General features: G+C 72.9%; 16 protein-coding genes. 5 read left to right on the forward strand and 11 right to left on the reverse strand.

The window, feature by feature from the left end:
* The first annotated feature begins 7 nt into the window (after positions 1 to 7).
* Both ACIRFH_RS01450 and ACIRFH_RS01455 read left to right on the forward strand, forming a co-directional pair.
* Positions 8 to 802: a Scr1 family TA system antitoxin-like transcriptional regulator gene (locus ACIRFH_RS01450; protein ID WP_403516513.1), complete on the forward strand. Its 795-nt coding sequence runs from the start codon at positions 8 to 10 to the stop codon at positions 800 to 802.
* On the forward strand, positions 795 to 1,016 hold the full coding sequence (locus ACIRFH_RS01455; RefSeq protein ID WP_403516514.1) for a DUF397 domain-containing protein: 222 nt from the start codon (positions 795 to 797) through the stop codon (positions 1,014 to 1,016). Before ACIRFH_RS01450 ends, ACIRFH_RS01455 begins: the two co-directional genes overlap by 8 nt.
* Positions 1,017 to 1,085: 69 nt before the next feature.
* Here ACIRFH_RS01455 and ACIRFH_RS01460 read toward each other — a convergent pair whose 3' ends face one another.
* The 7 genes from ACIRFH_RS01460 to ACIRFH_RS01490 all read right to left on the reverse strand — a co-directional run bounded on the left by ACIRFH_RS01460 (position 1,086) and on the right by ACIRFH_RS01490 (position 9,705).
* Positions 1,086 to 3,317 carry a tetratricopeptide repeat protein gene (locus ACIRFH_RS01460; protein WP_403516515.1) on the reverse strand — a complete coding sequence of 744 codons (2,232 nt, stop codon included), beginning with the start codon at positions 3,315 to 3,317 and terminating at the stop codon, positions 1,086 to 1,088.
* Positions 3,314 to 3,733, reverse strand: coding sequence for a hypothetical protein (locus ACIRFH_RS01465; protein ID WP_403516516.1), 420 nt, complete (start codon positions 3,731 to 3,733; stop codon positions 3,314 to 3,316). The genes ACIRFH_RS01460 and ACIRFH_RS01465 overlap by 4 nt, the downstream gene beginning before the upstream one ends.
* A gap of 135 nt (positions 3,734 to 3,868) precedes the next feature.
* Positions 3,869 to 4,492 (reverse strand): class F sortase, encoded by a 624-nt coding sequence (locus tag ACIRFH_RS01470; protein WP_403516517.1) that lies wholly within the window; start codon positions 4,490 to 4,492, stop codon positions 3,869 to 3,871.
* A 77-nt stretch (positions 4,493 to 4,569) separates the two neighbouring features.
* Positions 4,570 to 5,334 (reverse strand): hypothetical protein, encoded by a 765-nt coding sequence (locus ACIRFH_RS01475; protein WP_403516518.1) that lies wholly within the window; start codon positions 5,332 to 5,334, stop codon positions 4,570 to 4,572.
* Positions 5,335 to 5,532: 198 nt separating this feature from the next.
* Complete coding sequence (locus tag ACIRFH_RS01480) at positions 5,533 to 7,218, reverse strand: thiamine pyrophosphate-binding protein (RefSeq protein ID WP_403516519.1); 1,686 nt, start codon at positions 7,216 to 7,218, stop codon at positions 5,533 to 5,535.
* Complete coding sequence (speB, locus tag ACIRFH_RS01485) at positions 7,215 to 8,183, reverse strand: agmatinase (protein ID WP_403516520.1); 969 nt, start codon at positions 8,181 to 8,183, stop codon at positions 7,215 to 7,217. Before speB ends, ACIRFH_RS01480 begins: the two co-directional genes overlap by 4 nt.
* 61 nt (positions 8,184 to 8,244) lie before the next feature.
* Positions 8,245 to 9,705: a sodium:solute symporter gene (locus ACIRFH_RS01490; RefSeq protein WP_403516521.1), complete on the reverse strand. Its 1,461-nt coding sequence runs from the start codon at positions 9,703 to 9,705 to the stop codon at positions 8,245 to 8,247.
* A 222-nt stretch (positions 9,706 to 9,927) separates the two neighbouring features.
* Here ACIRFH_RS01490 and ACIRFH_RS01495 point away from each other — a divergent pair, with 222 nt between their 5' ends.
* The gene (locus ACIRFH_RS01495; protein WP_403516522.1) at positions 9,928 to 11,718 is read left to right on the forward strand and encodes a helix-turn-helix domain-containing protein; all 1,791 of its coding nucleotides are present in this window, start codon (positions 9,928 to 9,930) and stop codon (positions 11,716 to 11,718) included.
* A gap of 95 nt (positions 11,719 to 11,813) precedes the next feature.
* The gene (locus ACIRFH_RS01500; RefSeq protein ID WP_403516523.1) at positions 11,814 to 12,614 is read left to right on the forward strand and encodes a phosphatase; all 801 of its coding nucleotides are present in this window, start codon (positions 11,814 to 11,816) and stop codon (positions 12,612 to 12,614) included.
* Between the two features lie 94 nt (positions 12,615 to 12,708).
* Here the strand turns inward: ACIRFH_RS01500 and ACIRFH_RS01505 are convergent, their stop codons facing one another.
* From ACIRFH_RS01505 to ACIRFH_RS01520, 4 genes are all read right to left on the reverse strand, one after another.
* Positions 12,709 to 13,113 carry a hypothetical protein gene (locus tag ACIRFH_RS01505; RefSeq protein WP_403516524.1) on the reverse strand — a complete coding sequence of 135 codons (405 nt, stop codon included), beginning with the start codon at positions 13,111 to 13,113 and terminating at the stop codon, positions 12,709 to 12,711.
* Between the two features lie 300 nt (positions 13,114 to 13,413).
* Complete coding sequence (locus ACIRFH_RS01510) at positions 13,414 to 14,280, reverse strand: acyl-CoA thioesterase (protein ID WP_403516525.1); 867 nt, start codon at positions 14,278 to 14,280, stop codon at positions 13,414 to 13,416.
* A 10-nt stretch (positions 14,281 to 14,290) separates the two neighbouring features.
* The gene (locus ACIRFH_RS01515) at positions 14,291 to 15,448 is read right to left on the reverse strand and encodes an acyl-CoA dehydrogenase family protein (RefSeq protein ID WP_403516526.1); all 1,158 of its coding nucleotides are present in this window, start codon (positions 15,446 to 15,448) and stop codon (positions 14,291 to 14,293) included.
* 116 nt (positions 15,449 to 15,564) lie between these two features.
* Positions 15,565 to 16,191 carry a TetR/AcrR family transcriptional regulator gene (locus ACIRFH_RS01520; RefSeq protein WP_403516527.1) on the reverse strand — a complete coding sequence of 209 codons (627 nt, stop codon included), beginning with the start codon at positions 16,189 to 16,191 and terminating at the stop codon, positions 15,565 to 15,567.
* 97 nt (positions 16,192 to 16,288) lie between these two features.
* On the opposite strand from ACIRFH_RS01520, the gene ACIRFH_RS01525 reads away from it, so the two are divergent.
* Positions 16,289 to 17,941, forward strand: coding sequence for a carboxyl transferase domain-containing protein (locus ACIRFH_RS01525; RefSeq protein ID WP_403516528.1), 1,653 nt, complete (start codon positions 16,289 to 16,291; stop codon positions 17,939 to 17,941).
* Positions 17,942 to 17,962: the final 21 nt, after the last annotated feature.

Below are 17,962 nucleotides of genomic sequence, written 5' to 3' on the forward strand. Positions count from 1 at the left end.
GTTGACGTTGAGCAACATCTATGGGGAGTGGTTGAAGGCGCAGCGCGAGGCGGCCGGGCTGACTCAGCAGGAGCTGGCCACGGCCGCCGTCATGACGCGTTCGCACATCGCCCACATCGAGGCGGGCCGGCGCACCCCGTCCAAGGAGGACGCGAGACGCCTCGACAGGGCGCTGAACACGGGCGATGTGCTCAGCAGCTTCCTGCCGGATGACGACAGCGCGGTGGCGAAGCACTTCGAAGCGGCCCATGTACTCGAACAACAGGCCGCCGAAATTCGGGAGTTCGCACTCTCCTTCGTGCCCGGCATCCTCCAGACGGAAGGGTACGCACGTGCGGTCCTGGGCTCCTCCTACCCTCCTTTGAGTGAAGAGGAATGTGACAGGCTCGTCGTCACACGGCTGGAGCGGGCGAAGATCCTTGAGCATCCCGTGTCACCAGTAGTGTGGGCGCTTCTGGACCAGAGCGTCCTGGACCGGCCGATCGGCGGCCCAGAGATCATGGCCGAGCAGATCACCCACATCATCAGGCTGGCGGAGGCAAGACGGGTCCGCGTGCACGTACTACCGCGCTCCTTGGGGTTCCACCCACTGTTGGAGAGCATGCTGACGCTGATGTGGTTCGACGACCAACCACCGGTGGCATACAGCGAGGGGGTTCGCATGGGGAAGGTGCACGACTCCCCGGCCATGGTTCAGGAGCTGCAAGGTCGTTACGCTCTCGCACTGAGCGACGCTCTGCCGCTCAAGGAGTCACTGGCTCTGCTGAGGGCGACAGCAAAGGATTACGGGCATCATGACTGAACCAACCATCTCGAACGCTGCCGCGCTGACCGGCTGGCGTAAGTCCTCCTACAGCGGCAGCGAGGGCGGCAGCTGCCTGGAGGTTCTGGACGACCACCCGGTAGGCGTCCCCGTCCGCGACTCCAAGGTTCCCGAGGGACCCGCGTTGGTCTTCTCGTCGGCCGGGTGGGCGTCGTTCGTCGCAGGGGTCAAGTACGAGCGCCTCTTCATCTGACTACTGACCGCCGCGATTCGTCCGGCCCGCCTCGTGACGGTCCGCTCGGTCGTCCCGTCCTCGACGGCCTCAAGGGCCGGCGGCCTCGCCTGTGGGCGTCGCGGCCCGGACCTCGGCGTACCAGGCGCGGGCCGCGACGGTCTCGGGGTGCTCCTCGCCCAGGATCGCGGCCCGCTGCTCGGCCACCTCACGCGCGCTCTCGGCGGCCTGCTCCCGCTTGCCCTGCGCGTACTGGGCCCGGCTGAGCTGGAGGAGCACCCCGAGGACCAGCGGATGGTCGTCCCCGTACCCGGCCCGCTGTCCGGCGAGCGCCCGGCGGAAGAGGTCCTCGGCCTCGGCACCCCGGCCGGAGCGCAGGAGTCCCCGCGCCAGTGCGTCACGCGCCCACACGGTCACCAGGTGGTCGGGGCCGAGACGGCGTTCGCAGTCCCCCACCAGTTCCCCGGCCGCCTCCGTGTAGTGGTCGGACTCGTGCTGGGAGAGACGGAGTTCCAGCATCTCGCAGCGCGTCTTGAGGGTGGCGACGTGGTCCTCGCCGAGCACGTGGCGGCGACCGTCCAGGACCGCTTCCAGCAGCGTACGGGCCTCGGCCAGGTCGCCCAGGCGGTGCAGCACCCGTTGCAGTTCGTAGGCCGCGTCCAGGGTGCGCGCGTCATGGGGTCCGAGCGTGCGCAGCGCGTCCTGGTGCACCGGCCGCAGGAGGCGGGCGGCTTCGGCGTACCGGCCGAGTCGGAACAGGACGGGGCCCTGGCCCGACCGGGCCTCGATGGTGGCCGGGTGCTCGTCCCCCAGGTGCTCCGCGGCCGTCCTGGCGGCGGTGGAGGCCAGGGCCAGCGCGGCGGTCCAGTCCCCGGCCTCGTACACCAGCCGCGCGAGACGCACCGTGGTCCGTACGGATTCGGCCGTCACCAGGCCGTGGCGGTGGGACCGGTGCAGCAGGCCGGTCGCGTGCGGTGCCAGGAGCCGCACCTGGGAACGCGCCCGCGGCGACGCGGCGCCTTCCCGCGGCAGTGCCGCCCGCAGCAGCAGGCCCGCCGACTCCGCCAGGAGCGCGCGCTCCGCGTCGGGCACCCCCGCGGCGACAGCGTCCAGCAGTACCCCGTGGGCTTTCACGCAGCGGTGCCCGTCCGTCTCGACCAGGTCGATCAGCGAGTGGTCGAGAAGCGCGCGCAGGGCCGGTTCGACCCGGGAGGCGGGCAACGGCGGATCGAGGTGTCCGAGGCCGGTTCCGCCCTGTGCCGCCGGTGTGAGCAGCGACAGCGGCACGGGGTCCGCCGCCCAGAAGGACAGCAGCCGCAGCAGGGTCGTCGCCTCCGGCAGGCCGCCTTCCGCGAGGCTGTCCAGGGAGAGCTGCCAGGTGCGGCCCACGAGGCGACGGGACTGTCCGCTCCCGGTCGCCGGCGCGCCCCGGTCGACCAGGGCCGTCGACTCCTCGCCCAGTTTCCGTTCGTACTCGTCCATGGACCACGACTCCAGCAGCTGGTGGGCCAGATGCGTCCCGGCCAGCGTCAGCGCCAGGGGCAGGCAGCCCAGGCGCTGGGCGACCTTCCGCGCGGACTCCGGCGTGCCCGCGTCCGGGGCCAGGTCGCACAGGACCCGGGTCGCGTCCTCCAGGGGAAGCACGCCGAGCCGGTGGCTGGTCGTTTCCGGGGTGCGCCACAGCGGGGAGGTCGCGTGGCGGGTGGTCACCAGCACCGTTCCCGAGGGGCTCGGGCGCAGCCAGGCGCCTTCCTCCAGGATGCCGGGGTCGTCGGCGTTGTCGAGGACCAGCAGCCAGGGCTGCGCCGAGTGGTCCAGGTAGTGCCAGACCAGGTCGGCGGCGGCGCGCTGGCCACCGGCCGCCGCGGCCAGTTCGCCGGAGGCGGCGCCGCGGTCGCCGGCGGCGGCGAGCATGCCGGCGCGCAGGGACACCCGCTCGGAGGCGTTGATCCACAGGCCGACGCGGCCGTGGTCCCGTACGGCCTCGGTGAACAGGGTGTGGGCGACGGCCGTCTTGCCGCAGCCGCCCATTCCGTGCAGGACGTGGATGTCGCCGCCGGGTCCGGCCACGGCGTCCCGCAGGCGCCGCATGAGGTCGGTGCGGTCCCGCAGGATGCCGGGCGCGCGGCCGACCAGGGGCATGCGGACGGAGTCGGGAGCGGCTCCCCGGGGCTCGGCCGGGCCCGTCCACGGGTTCCCGAACAGCGGGGCCGCGCCCGGGGCGTAGTGGTGGACGTGTTCCTCGATGTACTGGTCGCCGCCGGTCTGGTAGATCCGGGCGCTGCCCGAGGCGCGTCCCTCCATCGGCGTCGGCGCGCTCATCGTTCGGTGATGTGCTGGTCGCGTCCGGCCTGGTAGATCCGGGCGCTGCCCGAGGCGCGTGCCTGCAGCCGGACCCGCTCCGTGCCCGGCTCCTGTGGGGGCGAGGGGTTCAGTTCGTCCAGGATGCGGCGCAGCGCGTCGGCGGCCTCCGGCCGGGCCAGAAGGAACCGTCGTACGCGGCCCTGCCATTCGGCGGCCAGCTCGGCCTCGGACTCGGCGTCACCGGTCCGGCGGGCGAGGAGGAGCTCCTCCCGGCCGGCGTCCAGCTCCTCACCGATGTTCTCGGCTCTGGCCGGCTGGAAGCGGCGCCACAGGGCGACCACGCCGTCCCTCGCCGATTCCCAGGCGTTGGTGGCCATCAGCGTGACGACGGTCGTGCCCGCCGTCCCTGCCAGTGCGACGATCTCCGGATCCACGGTCCCCCCTACGGCCGACCCCCGATCCTAGGGCCCGGGGCCGCCCGCGGCACCAGGATTCACGCGCCGTGCGTCGGTCACCACCTCCGCGGTGCGGTGGGGAGTACGACGGGCGTCGGGGCGCCTGGTAGGCCGTCAGGCCACGAGGTCGGCGTAGACGATGATGTTGTCCGGGCGGTGCCCGTCGGTGATCTCGCCGCCGCAGGTGATCAGCCGCAGCTCGGGCCGGTCGGTGTCGCCGTAGACCTTCTGCGTCGGGAACGCGTGCTTGTCGACCTGCTCCAGCTCGGTGACGGCGAAGCGCGCGTGGGTGCCGTCCTCACGGGTGACGTCGATCCTGTCGCCCGGCTTGATGCGGGAGACGTTCTTCATGACCGCCGGGCCGTTCACCGTGTCGAAGTGGCCGACGAGGACGGCGGGGCCGGTCTCCCCGGGGGTGACCCCCTTGCCGTACCAGCCGATGCGGTCGGCCTGGGCCACCGAGGGGACCTCGATGGTGCCGTCGTCGTTCAGGCCGAGCCGGAGCAGGGGGGAGGCGTCGACCGCGGCGGAGGGGATGGTGACTCTGACGGGCGTCGACGCGGGCATGCCCGCCGGTGTCCCGCCCTGTGCGGGGGGCGCGGCGTGCGCGGCGGCGGAGGTGGAGACGGCCGGGGGTGGGGTGGCCGCCTGCCCGTCCGCCCCGCAGCCCGCCAGGGCGACAGCGAGGGGCAGGGCGAGCAGGGCCGCGACCGGCCGGCGTGGGACGGACAGGCGCATGGTCGGTCTCCTCGAAGCCCTGGTCGGGCCCCGCGGTACGTTCCGCGGGACCCGACCAGGGCGTGGGGCGTGCGGTTTCAGCGAGGGGTGACGGCCGAGGCGCGGCGGCGCAGCGCGACGAAGGCAACACCGGCGGCACCGAGGGCCGCGGCGGCCCCTCCGACCGCGAGGAACGTGGTGTCGCCGTCGTCCGCGGCCTCGTAGCCCGCCGCGACGCCGCCCTTCGGGACCACGGAGGTCTGGGCGCCTCCGTGGGTGCCCTGCGAACCGGTCGAGCCGCCGGCCGAGCCGCCGGTCGGGTACTGGAGGCTGCAGCCGTCGGGCAGGCGGGGGAACGCGTGGACGGACGCCGGGTGGCCACCGCCCTCCATGTTCGTCCGCAACTGGGGAGCGGCGCTGTTCGGGCCGATGATCTCCGCGACGAAGCCCGCGCTCGCCGGCAGCTTCGGGTGCGTACGGTCCAGCGACAGACCGGGTACCGGCTTGTCCTCCCCCGTTCCCTGGAACCGGACGGACGGGCCGGACGGGCTCATCGTCATCAGCGCGCTGGTGCCCGCGCCGATGCTCTGCGTCACCGTCACCACGCATCGGTCCGTCGTCGACGGGCTCTTGCTCCCGGAGCCGCCGTCACCGGCCGGGGCCGTGGGGCTCGGCGAGGCGGTGGCCGGGGCGGAAGCCGACGGGGACGCCGGAGCGGTGGGCGTCGCCGGAGCGGTGGGCGTCTCGGGCGTGGAGGGCGTCTCGGGCGTGGAGGGCGTCGCCGGGGCGGTGGGAGAACCCGCCGGCGAGGGGGACGTGTGGGCGACCGCGGTCACGGCGGAGGCGAGCACGGCTCCCGTCACCGCGGCGGCTCCAACGGCTCCGCGCAGCGCGCGGCGGCGACGAGAAGAGGACGAGGACAGGGCAACAGCAAGGGGAGCAACGGACTTTCGCAAGGGAAGACGCCTTTCCGGTCGACGCGGCCCCATGAAGCTATGGACCTTCCGTGAGGGGAATTGTGCGCTCCACGTCACAGCTCTGTCACAGGTCGCGCGAAGGTGTCAGCCCAGGTGCGTCGGCGCGAACATCCGCAGGACGGCCGGGAGGACGACCACCGACGGGCCCGGTGACGCCAGCGCCCGTGCCAGGTCCGTCTCCAGGGTCTGCGGGGACGTGCGCACCCCCGGCACCCCGAACGACTCGGCGAGCGCCACGTAGTCCGGGCGGGTCAGTTCCGTCGCCGTGGGCTGTCCGAAGGCATCCGTCATGTACTCGCGCAGGATGCCGTAGCCGCCGTCGTCGACGATCAGCCAGGTGACGTTCAGGCCGTACTGGCGGGCGGTGGCCAGTTCGGCGACGGAGTACAGGGCGCCGCCGTCGCCGGACACCGCCAGCACCGGGCGGGTCGGGTCGGCCACCGCGGCTCCCAGGGCGGCCGGGAAGGCGTAGCCGAGGCCGCCGGCGCCCTGCGCGGAGTGCATGGTGTTGGGCGCCTTGGCGTCGAAGGCCGACCAGGCCCAGTAGGCCAGGATGGTCATGTCCCAGAAGGACGGGGCGCCGGGCGGGAGGGCGTTGCGCACGGCCGCGAGGACGTCCTGTTCGAGGGTGAGGTCCTGGGAGGCGATGCGTGCGCGGACCTTGTCCAGCAGGGCCCGCACGCGCTCGGGCGCCGTCGGGTCGTGCCGTTCCTCCACCGTCTCCAGCAGGGCCTGGAGGGCGAGGCGGGCGTCGGCGTGGATGCCGAGGGCGGGGTGGTTGGACTCCAGCTTGCCGAGGTCGGCCTCGATCTGGATCACCCGGCCGCGGGGCCGGAAAGTGTGGTAGTTCGAGGAGAGTTCGCCCAGGCCCGAGCCGACCACCAGCAGGACGTCGGCGTCCTCCAGGAAGTCGGTCGTGTGGCGGTCCTCCAGCCAGGACTGGAGGGAGAGGGGGTGCGTCCACGGGAACGCGCCCTTGCCGCCGAAGGTCGTCACGACCGGGGCCTGGAGCCGCTCGGCGAGCTGCCGCAGCTTGCCGGAGGCGTCGGCGCGGACCACTCCCCCGCCCGCGATGATCACGGGGCGTTCGGCGCGCGACAGCAGGTCGGCCGCCACCGCCGTCAGCTCGGGCCGCGGGGGCAACTCCTCGGGGAAGGTGTCGCCGCCCGTCACCACCGGGATCGGTGTCTCGGCCAGGAGCACGTCCTGCGGGATCTCCACCCACACCGGTCCGTGCGGGACGGTCAGCGCCGACGTCCAGGCCTCGGCGATCGCCGACGGGATCTGGGACTGGGTGCGGACCGTGTGGACGGACTTCACCACGCCCCGGAACGAGGCGGCCTGGTCCGGGAGTTCGTGCAGATAGCCGTGGCGGCCGCCGCCCAGGCCGGCCGTCGGGACCTGGCTGCCGATCGCCAGGACGGGGGCGGCGGCCGCCCGCGCCTCCTGGAGCGCGGCCAGGGAGGTGAGGGCTCCCGGGCCGGTCGACAGGAGGAGCGGGGCGGCCTCGCCGGTGATCCGGCCGTAGGCGTCCGCCGCGAAACCGGCGTTGTTCTCCACCCGCAGGCCGATGTAGCGCAGGTCCGAGCGGCGCAGGGCGTCGAACATGCCGAGGGCGTGCTGGCCGGGCAGGCCGAAGACGGTGGTCGCGCCCAGAGCGGCCAGGGTCTCCACGACCAGGTCTCCGCCGATGCGGCCGGGGGGAGGGTTCAGCGCGGCCTCCGTCTGGGCGGCGGTCGGACGGAGCTCCAGGTCGTGGTCGTGGGTCACTTCGAACGGGCCTCGGCGATCTGGCGGGACATGATGGTGGTCAGTTCGTACGCCGTGTGGGACGCCGCCACCGAGGTGATCTCGGCGTGGTCGTAGGCGGGGGCCACCTCGACGACGTCGGCCGACACCAGGTTGCAGGAGGCCAGGCCGCGCAGGATCTCCAGCAGCTCGCGGGAGGTCATGCCGCCGGCCTCGGGGGTGCCGGTGCCGGGGGCGTGGGCCGGGTCGAGGCAGTCGATGTCGATGGAGATGTACAGCGGGCGGTCGCCGATGCGCTGGCGCAGCTGGTCGGCGATCTCGTCGGCGCCGCGGCGGTAGACGTCGGCGGAGGTGACGATGCCGAAGCCCATCTTCTCGTCGTCGGTCAGGTCCTTCTTGCCGTACAGCGGGCCGCGGGTGCCCACGTGGGAGAGCGCCTCGGTGTCGAGGATGCCCTCCTCGACCGCGCGCCGGAACGGCGTGCCGTGCGTGTACTCGGCGCCGAAGTAGGTGTCCCAGGTGTCCAGGTGGGCGTCGAAGTGGAGCAGGGCGACCGGACCGTGCTTCTTGGCCACCGAGCGCAGCAGCGGCAGCGCGATGGTGTGGTCGCCGCCCAGGGTCATCAGGCGGGCGCCGGTGCCGAGCAGGTCGTCGGCGGCGGCCTCGATCGTCTCGACGGCCTCGTTGATGTTGAACGGGTTCACCGCTATGTCGCCGCCGTCGGCGACCTGGGCGAGGGCGAAGGGGGAGGCGTCCTGCGCCGGGTTGTAGGGGCGCAGGAGCCGGGAGGCCTCGCGGATGGCGTTGCCGCCGAAGCGGGCGCCGGGGCGGTAGGAGACGCCCGAGTCGAACGGGACGCCGACCACGGCGACGTCGGCCGTGCCGACCTCGTCGAGGCGGGGCAGGCGGGCGAAGGTGGCGGGCCCGGCGTACCGGGGGACGCGGGAGGAGTCGACGGGGCCGCGGGGCGTCTCGCTGCTGCTCATGAATTGCCTTCCTTCTTACGCTTCTTCGCGTATCTACTGCTCTGTACCGCTCGGTACGACTCTACTGGTGGGCGGACACCGGTTCGGGTGCGGATTCGGGGGCGCGGCCGGCGAGGCGGTCGCGCCAGGCGGCCAGGACGGCCGCGTCGGTGGGCCGGGTGGCCAGGGAGACGACGACGTAGGCCGCCAGGGAGGCCAGCAGGCCGTAGTAGACGGGCTCGTTGGCGAGGATGCCGTAGCCGGCCATGAGGCCGACGACCGCGAGGCCGCCGACGGCGACGGCGGCGAGGGCGCCCTGCGCGGTGCCGCGCTTCCACAGCAGCCCGCCGAGGATGGGCACGAGGAGGCCGCCGACGAGGAGGTTGTAGGCGACGGTGAGCGCCTCGACGACGTCGTTCAGGGCGATGGCGGCGCAGATCACGGCGGCGCCCATGACGAGGATGAAGACGCGGTTGCCCTTGACCTCGTCGTGTTCCTCGTCCGCCTTGCGCATCGCGCCGCGCAGCCGGGACCAGATGTCGTTGTTGGCGACGGTGGCGCAGGCGATGAGGGCGCCGGAGGACGTGGACATCACCGCGGCCAGGGCGGCGGCCAGCACCAGTCCGCGCACGCCGATGGGGAGTTCGTCCTTGACGATGGTGGCGAAGGCGTCGTCGGGGCTGGCCAGCTTCGGGTAGAGGACCTTGGCGGCCGTGCCGATGATCGCGCCGGCGACGGCGTAGACGAGGCAGTAGGTGCCGGCGACGGTGCCGCCCCACTTGGCGGTGCGGTCGCTGCCCGCGGTGAAGACGCGCTGCCAGATGTCCTGCCCGATGAGCATGCCGAAGGTGTAGATCAGGACGTAGGTGAAGATCGTCTCGCCGCCGACGCCGAGCGGGTCGAAGTACGAGGTCGGCAGCTTCGCCTTCATCTCGCCGAAGCCACCGGCCCGGATGACGGCGATGGGCAGCAGCAGGAGCAGCACGCCGATGGTCTTCACCACGAACTGCACCATGTCGGTGAGCGTGATGGACCACATGCCGCCGAGGGTGGAGTAGGCGACGACGATCGTGCCGCCCAGGATGATCGCCACGGTGCGGTTCACGTCGAAGAGGACGTCGAAGATCGTGGCGTAGGCGATGGTGGAGGTCACCGCCAGCATCAGCGTGTACGCCCACATGACGATGCCGGAGATGATGCCCGCCTTGCCGCCGTAGCGCAGGTCCAGCATCTCGGAGACGGTGTAGACCTTCAGGCGGGCGATGCGGGCGGAGAAGAAGAGCGACAGGGCGAGGATGCCGAGGCCGATGGTGACGACCATCCAGGCGCCGGAGAGCCCGTACTGGTAGCCGAGGCCGACGCCGCCGATGGTGGAGGCGCCGCCGAGGACGATCGCCGCCATGGTGCCGGAGTACATCGCGGGGCCGAGGCGGCGCCCGGCGACGAGGAACTCGCTCTTGGACTTGGCGCGGCGCATGCCCCACCAGCCCATGGCGAGCATGCCGGCGAGATAGACGACGATCACTGTGTAGTCGACGGCCATGGGGGGCCTCCTTCGCGCACTCGTCGGTGGCGTGTCGTGCTGATGGGGGGGTGTCCGGACGCACTGTCCGGCCGGCGCCTGGCGGGGACATCCGCCCGTACCCGCGGCAGCCGGTCCGACACCGGAGGGGGATTCCGGTCTGGATCGACACTAGGTGGCCGAAAAGCAACTGCGAAGTGTACGTTCCATCCATTCGGTCCCGCCGGAGTGGAGGTAACGTCCATGACGCAGGAGAGGGTCGCTCCGCCCACGCCTCCCGTGTCCCTCGCGGCTCTGCTGTCCCGTGAGGATCTCGCCCTGCGCCAGATCGCCGGGCCCCCGGCGGCGGAGGTGGCGGTCCACTGGGCGCAGGCCTCCGAGATGGCCGACCCCTGCCCGTACATGCTGGGCGGCGAGCTGCTGCTGACGGCCGGCGTGCACATCCCGGCGGGGGCGGAGGCGGAGGGCTACTTCGACGCGTACGTCGCGCGGATCGTGGCGGGGGGCGGCGCCGCCCTCGGTTTCGGGGTGGCGCCGGTGCACGACACGGTGCCGCGGGCGCTGGTCGCGGCCTGCGAGGCGCACGGGCTGCCGCTGGTGGAGGTGCCGCCGCGGACGACGTTCTCCGGGGTGGCCCGCGCCGTGTGGCAGCTGATGGCGCGGGCGCGGCTGGCCGAACTGCGGCGGGTGTCCGAGGCCCAGCAGCAACTGGCCGCCGCGGCCTCCCGGCCGGATCCGGTGCCGTCGGTGCTGCGGCGGCTGGCCACGCGGCTCGAGGGCCGGGCGGTGCTGTACGGGCCGGAGGGCGCCGAGATCGCGGCGGCGGGGCGGGAACCGGCCGACGAGGTGCGCGGGGCCCTGGCGAAGCTCGCCCGGTTCGTCTCCAGCCGGGCCTCCACGACCGCCACCGACACGGTCGCCGGTACCCGTCTGGCGGCCTACGCCCTCGGCGCCGGCGGGGGGTTCGTCCTCGGGGTCGCGGCACCGCAGCGAGAGTCCGGGGACCACACCATCGCCTCGGTCGCCGCGGTGCTGCTCTCCCTGCTCACCGGCGAGCACCAGAGCGGCACGGGCGCGGCCCGTTCGTCCGCCCTGGTGCGGCTGCTGCTGGGCGCCCGCCCCGAGGAGGTCGCGCCCCTGCTCGACGGCGGGGAGGACACCCGCTGGCACGTCGTGCACGCCCGCCCGGACTGCGGCCCTCCCGACCCGGTGGCGGCCTCCGCCCTCGGCGCGGCCCTCGGCTCCCCCCTGGTCGACCCGGCCGGCGACATCGTCCGGGTCCTGGTGCCGGCGGGTCCGGAGCCCCGGGGCGGGACGGACCGGCCGAGGGCGACGGAGCCGGGCGGCACGGGACCGGCGATCGGGCCGGGCGGTCCGGCCGGTGCGGGCCGGACAGGGGCCGCCGTCGGGACGACCCGCACGGGCGGTCCGGCAGGACCCCCGGGCAAAACGGCGGGCCCGGGCTCCACAGGATCCCTCGGCGGAACGACCCCGGGACGGGGCGGGCCCCCGGGCGGGACGGCCGCCCCGGGCCGGGAAGGAGCCGTGGGCGAAGCAGCCCGCACGGGCCCGGCAGGGGCCCGGGACGGGGCTGCCGGCCCGGGTCCGGCCGACGGGCCGGCCTGGCCGGGGCCGCAGCGGGGGTGGACGCTGGGCGTCAGCGCCGCCGTCACCCCGGCCGAGTGGGCGACGGCCGACGCGCAGGCCGCGCGGGCGCTGGCACGGGCCCGGGCCACCCGGGTGCCGCTGGTGCGGCACGCCGCCCGGCCCGCCCTCGCCGACCTGGTCCCGGACGCCGAGGCCGAGGCGCACGCCCGTGCGCTCCTCGCACCGGTCGCGGCCGCGCCGGCGCTGACGGAGACGCTGCGCGCCTGGCTGTCCCTGCACGGCAGCTGGGACCGCACCGCCGTCGCCCTGTCCGTGCACCGCAACACCGTCCGCCAGCGCATCGCCCGCTGCGCGGCCCTGCTGGACGCCGACCTCGACGACGCGGACGTACGGATGGAGCTGTGGTTCGCCCTGCGCAGACTGTGACCCGGCGGGGCGCGGGGCTCGGCGGGGCACGTGAGCCGCGTCCCAGCGCGCGATACCCCGAAGACGCGCACAGTCGGCTGCCCCACAATGGAGCCATGCCGATATCCGGGACACCCAGCCGCGCCGAACTCGTCGAACACCTCGTCAGGACCCGTATCGCGGGCGACGTCGCCACCCCCCGCGAGAACAACCTCTCCCACTACCGGAAGCTGGCGAACGGCGACCGCAACTACTGGTTCGGTCTGGAGCTGGGCGACCGCTGGAGCGACGAGCAGGACGTGCTCGCGGTGATGGCGGAGCGGGTCGGCGTCAACGACGACCCGGAGTACCGGTACGGCCAGGACACCATCGACCCCGAGCTGACCGTGGCCGCGCTGGAGCGCATGGCCGGGCGGCTGCGCAAGGCCGCGGACGGCGGTCAGCGGGTGCTGTTCGCCACCGGTCACCCGGGCGGGCTGCTCGACGTGCACCGCGCCACGGCCGCCGCGCTGCGCACCGCCGGTTGCGAGATCGTCGTGATCCCGGAGGGTCTGACGACGGAGGAGGGTTACGTCCAGCAGTTCGCGGACGTGGCGGTGCTGGAGCACGGCGCCTCGCTGTGGCACACACACTCCGGGGAGCCGATGAGGGCCGTCCTGACCGGCCTGGAGCGCGCGGGCCGCCCGCTGCCGGACCTGGTCGTCGCCGACCACGGCTGGGCGGGGTACGCCGGTCAGCACGGTGTCGACTCCGTCGGGTACGCCGACTGCAACGACCCGGCCCTCTTCCTCGCCGAGTCCGAGGGCGTCCTCCAGGTCGCGGTGCCGCTGGACGACCACGTGGTCAGCCCGCGCCACTACGACCCGATGACGGCGTATCTGCTGACGGAGGCAGGACTGGGGACGGGCCCCGAGTAGACCCGAGTAGAGGGGCGTTGCGGGACCGGCCCGCGACCGCGGTGTGCGGCTCCGTCGGTACGGAGCCGCACCCGCGTCTCACTTCACCGGCGGATCAGTGACCGCCGTGCCCGCCGCGGCCACCGTCGTGGCCACCGCGGCCACCGTCATGACCACCGCGGCCGTTGTCGTGACCGCCATAGCCGTTGTCGTGGCCACCACGGCCGTTGTCGTGGCCACCACGGCCGTTGTCGTGGCCGAAGCGGCCGTTGTCGTGGCCGAAGCGGCCGTTGTCGTAACGGCCGTTGTCGTAGCGGTCGTGACCGCGGCCGTTGTAACCCCAGTCACAGTCGTCGTTCCACCGGTTGTGGTTGTCGCAGTAGCGACTGTAGGAACCACGGTCGTGGTGCGACGAGTCGTTCGCCGACGCAGTGCCCGCTGTACCTATCGCGATGCCACCGGCCATCGTCAGCCCGGCGGCCGACACCGCGAGAAGTCGCCTTGCGCGCTGTGCTCGCATGAGATATTCCCTTTCGTTCCACCGACTCCCGCGCATGGCGCGAAGCAATGTCGAGAGCGGATGGCCGCCGCCGCACTGAAAGTACGGCAGGGTCGTGGGGTGTAACCGCACGTTCATGGACACGCACCCGACCGCCGATGCCGCCGAGTCGCCCGGAACGGTTCACGAGCGGGCTCTTGACCCTGGCCCGGAGGTACACGAGTCGGATCGGTCGGGTAAGCCGTGCCTGCGGCCTTTCACTCATAGAGCCTAGCCGCGCATGTGGCGCACGTCACCTCGAGGGGGGCATCGGGCGCAAAGTCACCGGGGGACCCGGACCACACCCTCCTGGACCACCGAGACGGCCAGCCGTCCGTCCTGCGTGTGGATGCGGGCCTGGCCGAGGCCCCGGCCGCCGGACGCGGACGGCGACTCCTGGTCGTACAGCAGCCATTCGTCGGCGCGGAACGGCCGGTGGAACCACATGGCGTGGTCCAGCGAGGCCCCGACGACGTCCCCGACGGCCCAGCCGCCCCGGCCGTGCGCGAGCAGCACGGAGTCGAGGAGGGTCATGTCGGAGACGTACGTGGCGAGCACGACGTGCAGGAGCGGGTCGTCGGTGAGCTTGCCGTTGGTGCGGAACCACACCTGGGAGCGCGGCTCGCGCGGTGCGCCGAAGTCCCCGAAGGGCGGGTCGTCGACGTACCGCAGGTCGACGGCGGCCCGGGCCTCCAGGAACCGCTCCACGGTCTCGGCGGGCAGGTGCGGGTAGCCCCGCAGCCGCTCCTCGCCGGTGGGGAGGGTCTCCGGATCGGGGGCGGCCGGCATCGGGGCCTGGTGGTCCAGGCCCTCCTCGTACGTCTGGAAGGACGCCGACAGGCCGAAGATCGGCTTGCCGTGCTGGACGGCGACCACCCGGCGGGTGGTGAAGGAGCGGCCGTCGCGCAGGCGGTCGACGTTGTAGACGATCGGCGCGCCGGGATCGCCGGGACGCAGGAAGTACGCGTGCAGGGAGTGCGCGTGCCGGTCGGCGGGGACCGTGCGCCCGGCGGCGACCAGGGCCTGGGCGGCCACCTGCCCGCCGAAGACCCGGGGGACGACGGCGGAGCGGGACTGCCCGCGGTAGATGTCCTCCTCGATCCGCTCGAGGTCGAGCAGGTCGAGGAGGGACCGGAGTGCTTCGCTCATGTCCTGTGGTCTACAGGCCCATGTCCTTCGCGATGATCGTCTTCATGATCTCGCTGGTGCCGCCGTAGATGCGGTTGACGCGGTTGTCCGCGTACAGGCGGGCGATCGGGTACTCGTTCATGTAGCCGTAGCCGCCGTGCAGCTGGAGGCAGCGGTCGATGACGCGGTGGGCCACCTCGGTGCAGAACAGCTTGGCGCTGGCGGCCTCGGCGGGAGTGAGCTCGCCGGCGTCCAGGGCCTCGGTCGCGCGGTCGGCGACGGCCTCGGCGGCGTCCACCTCGGCCTGGCAGGCGGCCAGCTCGAACTTGGTGTTCTGGAAGTGGGCGACCGGCTTGCCGAAGACGGTGCGGTCCTGCACGTACTGCTTGGCGAAGCGGACGGCGGCCTTGGCCTGGGCGTAGGCGCCGAAGGCGATGCCCCAGCGCTCGGAGGCCAGGTTGTGGCCGAGGTAGGAGAAGCCCTTGTTCTCCTCGCCGAGCAGGTCCTCGACGGGCACCTTGACGTCGACGAAGGCCAGCTCGGCGGTGTCGGAGACGCGCAGGCCGAGCTTGTCCAGCTTGCGGCCCACCGAGTAGCCCTCGGACTTGGTGTCCACGGCGAACAGGGAGATGCCGAAGCGGCGGTCGTCCTCGCGCGGGGCGGAGGTGCGGGCGCAGACGATCACCTTGTCGGCGTGGACGCCGCCGGTGATGAAGGTCTTGGCGCCGTTGAGGACGTAGTGCGTGCCGTCCTCGGAGAGCCTGGCGGTGGTCTTCATGCCCGCGAGGTCGGAGCCGGTGCCCGGCTCGGTCATCGCGATGGCCCACATCTCCTCGCCGGTGACGAACTTCGGCAGGTAGCGCTTCTTCTGCTCGTCGGTGGCCAGCATCTTGATGTAGGGCAGGGCGAGCAGCACGTGCACGCCGGAGCCGCCGAAGCTGACGCCCGCGCGGGCGGTCTCCTCGTAGAGGACGGCCTCGAACTTGTGGCTGTCCAGGCCGGCGCCGCCGAACTCCTCGGGCACGTTGATGCCGAAGATGCCCAGCTCGCCGAGCTTGTAGTAGAACTCGCGCGGCGCCTGGCCCGCGGCGAACCACTCGTCGTAGACGGGGACGACCTCGGCCTCGATGAAGGCGCGGAGGGTCTCCCGGAACGCCTCGTGGTCCTCGTTGAACACCGTACGGCGCACGGCGCCACCTCCAGGGTACGTGTCTAAGCGCTTGCTCAGACTTCACCGTACCGGCGGGTAGGGAGGGCGTCCAGAGAGGGAGGCGGGTAACCCTCGTCACTCCGCGGGCGGCACCCCTACGCCTCGGCCACCGCCGCGAACGCGCCCCGCGCCATGCGGTGCAGGAGGTCCGCCGTCACCGCACGGCCCGGGAGCGAGCCGGGGCGGCCCAGGTGGGGGGTCGAGTTCAGGAGGCCGAAGACCGAGTGGACCGCCGAACGGGCGCTCGGTTCGGCCACGGCCGGGTACACCTGGCGGACCACCCCGACCCACAGCTCCACGTACTGCCGCTGCAGCTGCCGCACCATCTTGCGGTCGGCGTCCCGGAGGCGGTCCAGCTCCCGGTCGTGCAGGGTGATGAGCGGGCGGTCGTCGAGCGCGAAGTCGATGTGCCCCTCGATGAGCGAGTCGAGGACCGCCTCGGGCCCCGTCCCGCCGGGTCCCGCGCCGGAGCCGGCCACCCCCTCGGCCTCCGCGATCCGCCGCTTCGCCCCGGTCAGCAGCGAGTCGCTGATCCCGACCAGCAGCTCGGCGAGCATCGCGTCCTTGCCGGGGAAGTGCCGGTAGAGACCGGGGCCGCTGATCCCGACCGCGGCGCCTATCTCGTCGACGCCGACCCCGTGGAAGCCGCGCTCGGCGAAGAGCCGGGCGGCCTCCTTGAGGATCTGCTCGCGGCGGGTGGGGGCGTCGGTTCTGGTGGCCATGGGAACGATTCTAGACAGGGAGGTTAGCGGTCGTTAACCTGAAGGCCATGCGTTAACGCTCATTAACTGGTCGATCACTGGGTGAGGGGACCGCAGGATGCACGAGGCACCGGAGCTGACGAGCGATGGGGGTCCCCCCGCGCGAGTCCTTTCGAGCGTGGGGGACGATCCCGCGTCGGAGGCCTTTCGGGCCAACGAGGAGGCGCACCGCGTCCTCGTGGAGGAGCTGCGCGCCAAGCTGGCGGCGGCCCGGCTCGGCGGCGGGGAGCGGGCCAGGGCCCGGCACACCGCGCGCGGCAAGCTGCTGCCGCGCGACCGCGTGGACACGCTGCTGGATCCGGGCTCGCCGTTCCTGGAGCTGGCGCCGCTCGCGGCCGACGGACTGTACGACGGCCAGGCCCCGGCCGCCGGCGTCATCGCCGGGATCGGACGGGTCAGCGGCCGGGAGTGCGTGATCGTCGCCAACGACGCCACCGTCAAGGGCGGCACGTACTACCCGATGACCGTGAAGAAGCACCTGAGGGCGCAGGAGGTGGCGCTGGAGAACCGGCTGCCGTGCCTGTACCTCGTCGACTCCGGCGGCGCCTTCCTGCCGATGCAGGACGAGGTCTTCCCCGACCGCGAGCACTTCGGGCGGATCTTCTACAACCAGGCCCGGATGTCGGGCGCCGGCATCCCGCAGATCGCCGCCGTCCTCGGGTCCTGCACGGCGGGCGGGGCGTACGTCCCGGCGATGAGCGACGAGGCCGTCATCGTCCGCGGACAGGGCACGATCTTCCTGGGCGGCCCGCCGCTGGTGAAGGCGGCCACCGGTGAGGTGGTGACCGCGGAGGAGCTGGGCGGCGGCGAGGTCCACTCACGCGTGTCGGGGGTGACCGACCACCTCGCCGAGGACGACGCGCACGCCCTGCGCATCGTGCGGACCATCGTCTCGACCCTTCCCGCGCGCGGCACACCGCCCTGGGAGGTGCGGCCCGCCGTCGAGCCGAAGGCCGATCCCCAGGGGCTGTACGGCGTGGTGCCGGTCGACTCCCGCACGCCCTACGACGTCCGCGAGGTCATCGCGCGCGTGGTGGACGGCTCCCGGTTCGCCGAGTTCAAGTCCGAGTTCGGGCAGACCCTCGTCACCGGCTTCGCCCGGATCCACGGCCACCCGGTGGGGATCGTCGCCAACAACGGCATCCTGTTCTCCGAGTCGGCCCAGAAGGGCGCCCACTTCATCGAGCTGTGCGACCAGCGCGGCATCCCGCTGGTCTTCCTCCAGAACATCTCCGGCTTCATGGTCGGCAGGGACTACGAGGCGGGCGGCATCGCCAAGCACGGCGCCAAGATGGTGACGGCGGTGGCGTGCACGCGCGTGCCGAAGCTGACGGTCGTGGTCGGCGGGTCGTACGGCGCGGGCAACTACTCGATGTGCGGCCGGGCGTACTCGCCGCGCTTCCTGTGGATGTGGCCCAACGCCAAGATCTCCGTGATGGGCGGCGAGCAGGCCGCGTCCGTGCTGGCCACGGTCAAGCGGGACCAGCTGGAGGCCCGCGGGGAGGACTGGCCGGCGGAGGAGGAAGAGGCGTTCAAGGCGCCGGTCCGCGCCCAGTACGAGCGGCAGGGGAACGCCTACTACGCGACCGCCCGCCTGTGGGACGACGGGATCATCGAGCCCGCCGACACCCGGCGGGTGCTGGGGCTGGCCCTGACCGCGTGCGCCAACGCGCCACTGGGCGAGCCCCGGTTCGGCGTCTTCCGGATGTGAGGAGGGGACCCATGGGAAACG

This window comes from Streptomyces sp. NPDC093586 (assembly GCF_044764905.1).
GTDB lineage: Bacteria > Actinomycetota > Actinomycetes > Streptomycetales > Streptomycetaceae > Streptomyces.

Bases quoted from the DNA above. Each gene is read 5' to 3' on its own strand.
- ACIRFH_RS01455 (WP_403516514.1), top strand. From the start codon at position 795: ATGACTGAACCAACCATCTCGAACGCTGCCGCGCTGACCGGCTGGCGT.
- ACIRFH_RS01460 (WP_403516515.1), bottom strand. From the start codon at position 3,317: ATGAGCGCGCCGACGCCGATGGAGGGACGCGCCTCGGGCAGCGCCCGG.
- ACIRFH_RS01470 (WP_403516517.1), bottom strand. From the start codon at position 4,492: ATGCGCCTGTCCGTCCCACGCCGGCCGGTCGCGGCCCTGCTCGCCCTG.
- speB (WP_403516520.1), bottom strand. From the start codon at position 8,183: ATGAGCAGCAGCGAGACGCCCCGCGGCCCCGTCGACTCCTCCCGCGTC.
- ACIRFH_RS01490 (WP_403516521.1), bottom strand. From the start codon at position 9,705: ATGGCCGTCGACTACACAGTGATCGTCGTCTATCTCGCCGGCATGCTC.
- ACIRFH_RS01495 (WP_403516522.1), top strand. From the start codon at position 9,928: ATGACGCAGGAGAGGGTCGCTCCGCCCACGCCTCCCGTGTCCCTCGCG.
- ACIRFH_RS01500 (WP_403516523.1), top strand. From the start codon at position 11,814: ATGCCGATATCCGGGACACCCAGCCGCGCCGAACTCGTCGAACACCTC.
- ACIRFH_RS01505 (WP_403516524.1), bottom strand. From the start codon at position 13,113: ATGCGAGCACAGCGCGCAAGGCGACTTCTCGCGGTGTCGGCCGCCGGG.
- ACIRFH_RS01510 (WP_403516525.1), bottom strand. From the start codon at position 14,280: ATGAGCGAAGCACTCCGGTCCCTCCTCGACCTGCTCGACCTCGAGCGG.
- ACIRFH_RS01520 (WP_403516527.1), bottom strand. From the start codon at position 16,191: ATGGCCACCAGAACCGACGCCCCCACCCGCCGCGAGCAGATCCTCAAG.
- ACIRFH_RS01525 (WP_403516528.1), top strand. From the start codon at position 16,289: ATGCACGAGGCACCGGAGCTGACGAGCGATGGGGGTCCCCCCGCGCGA.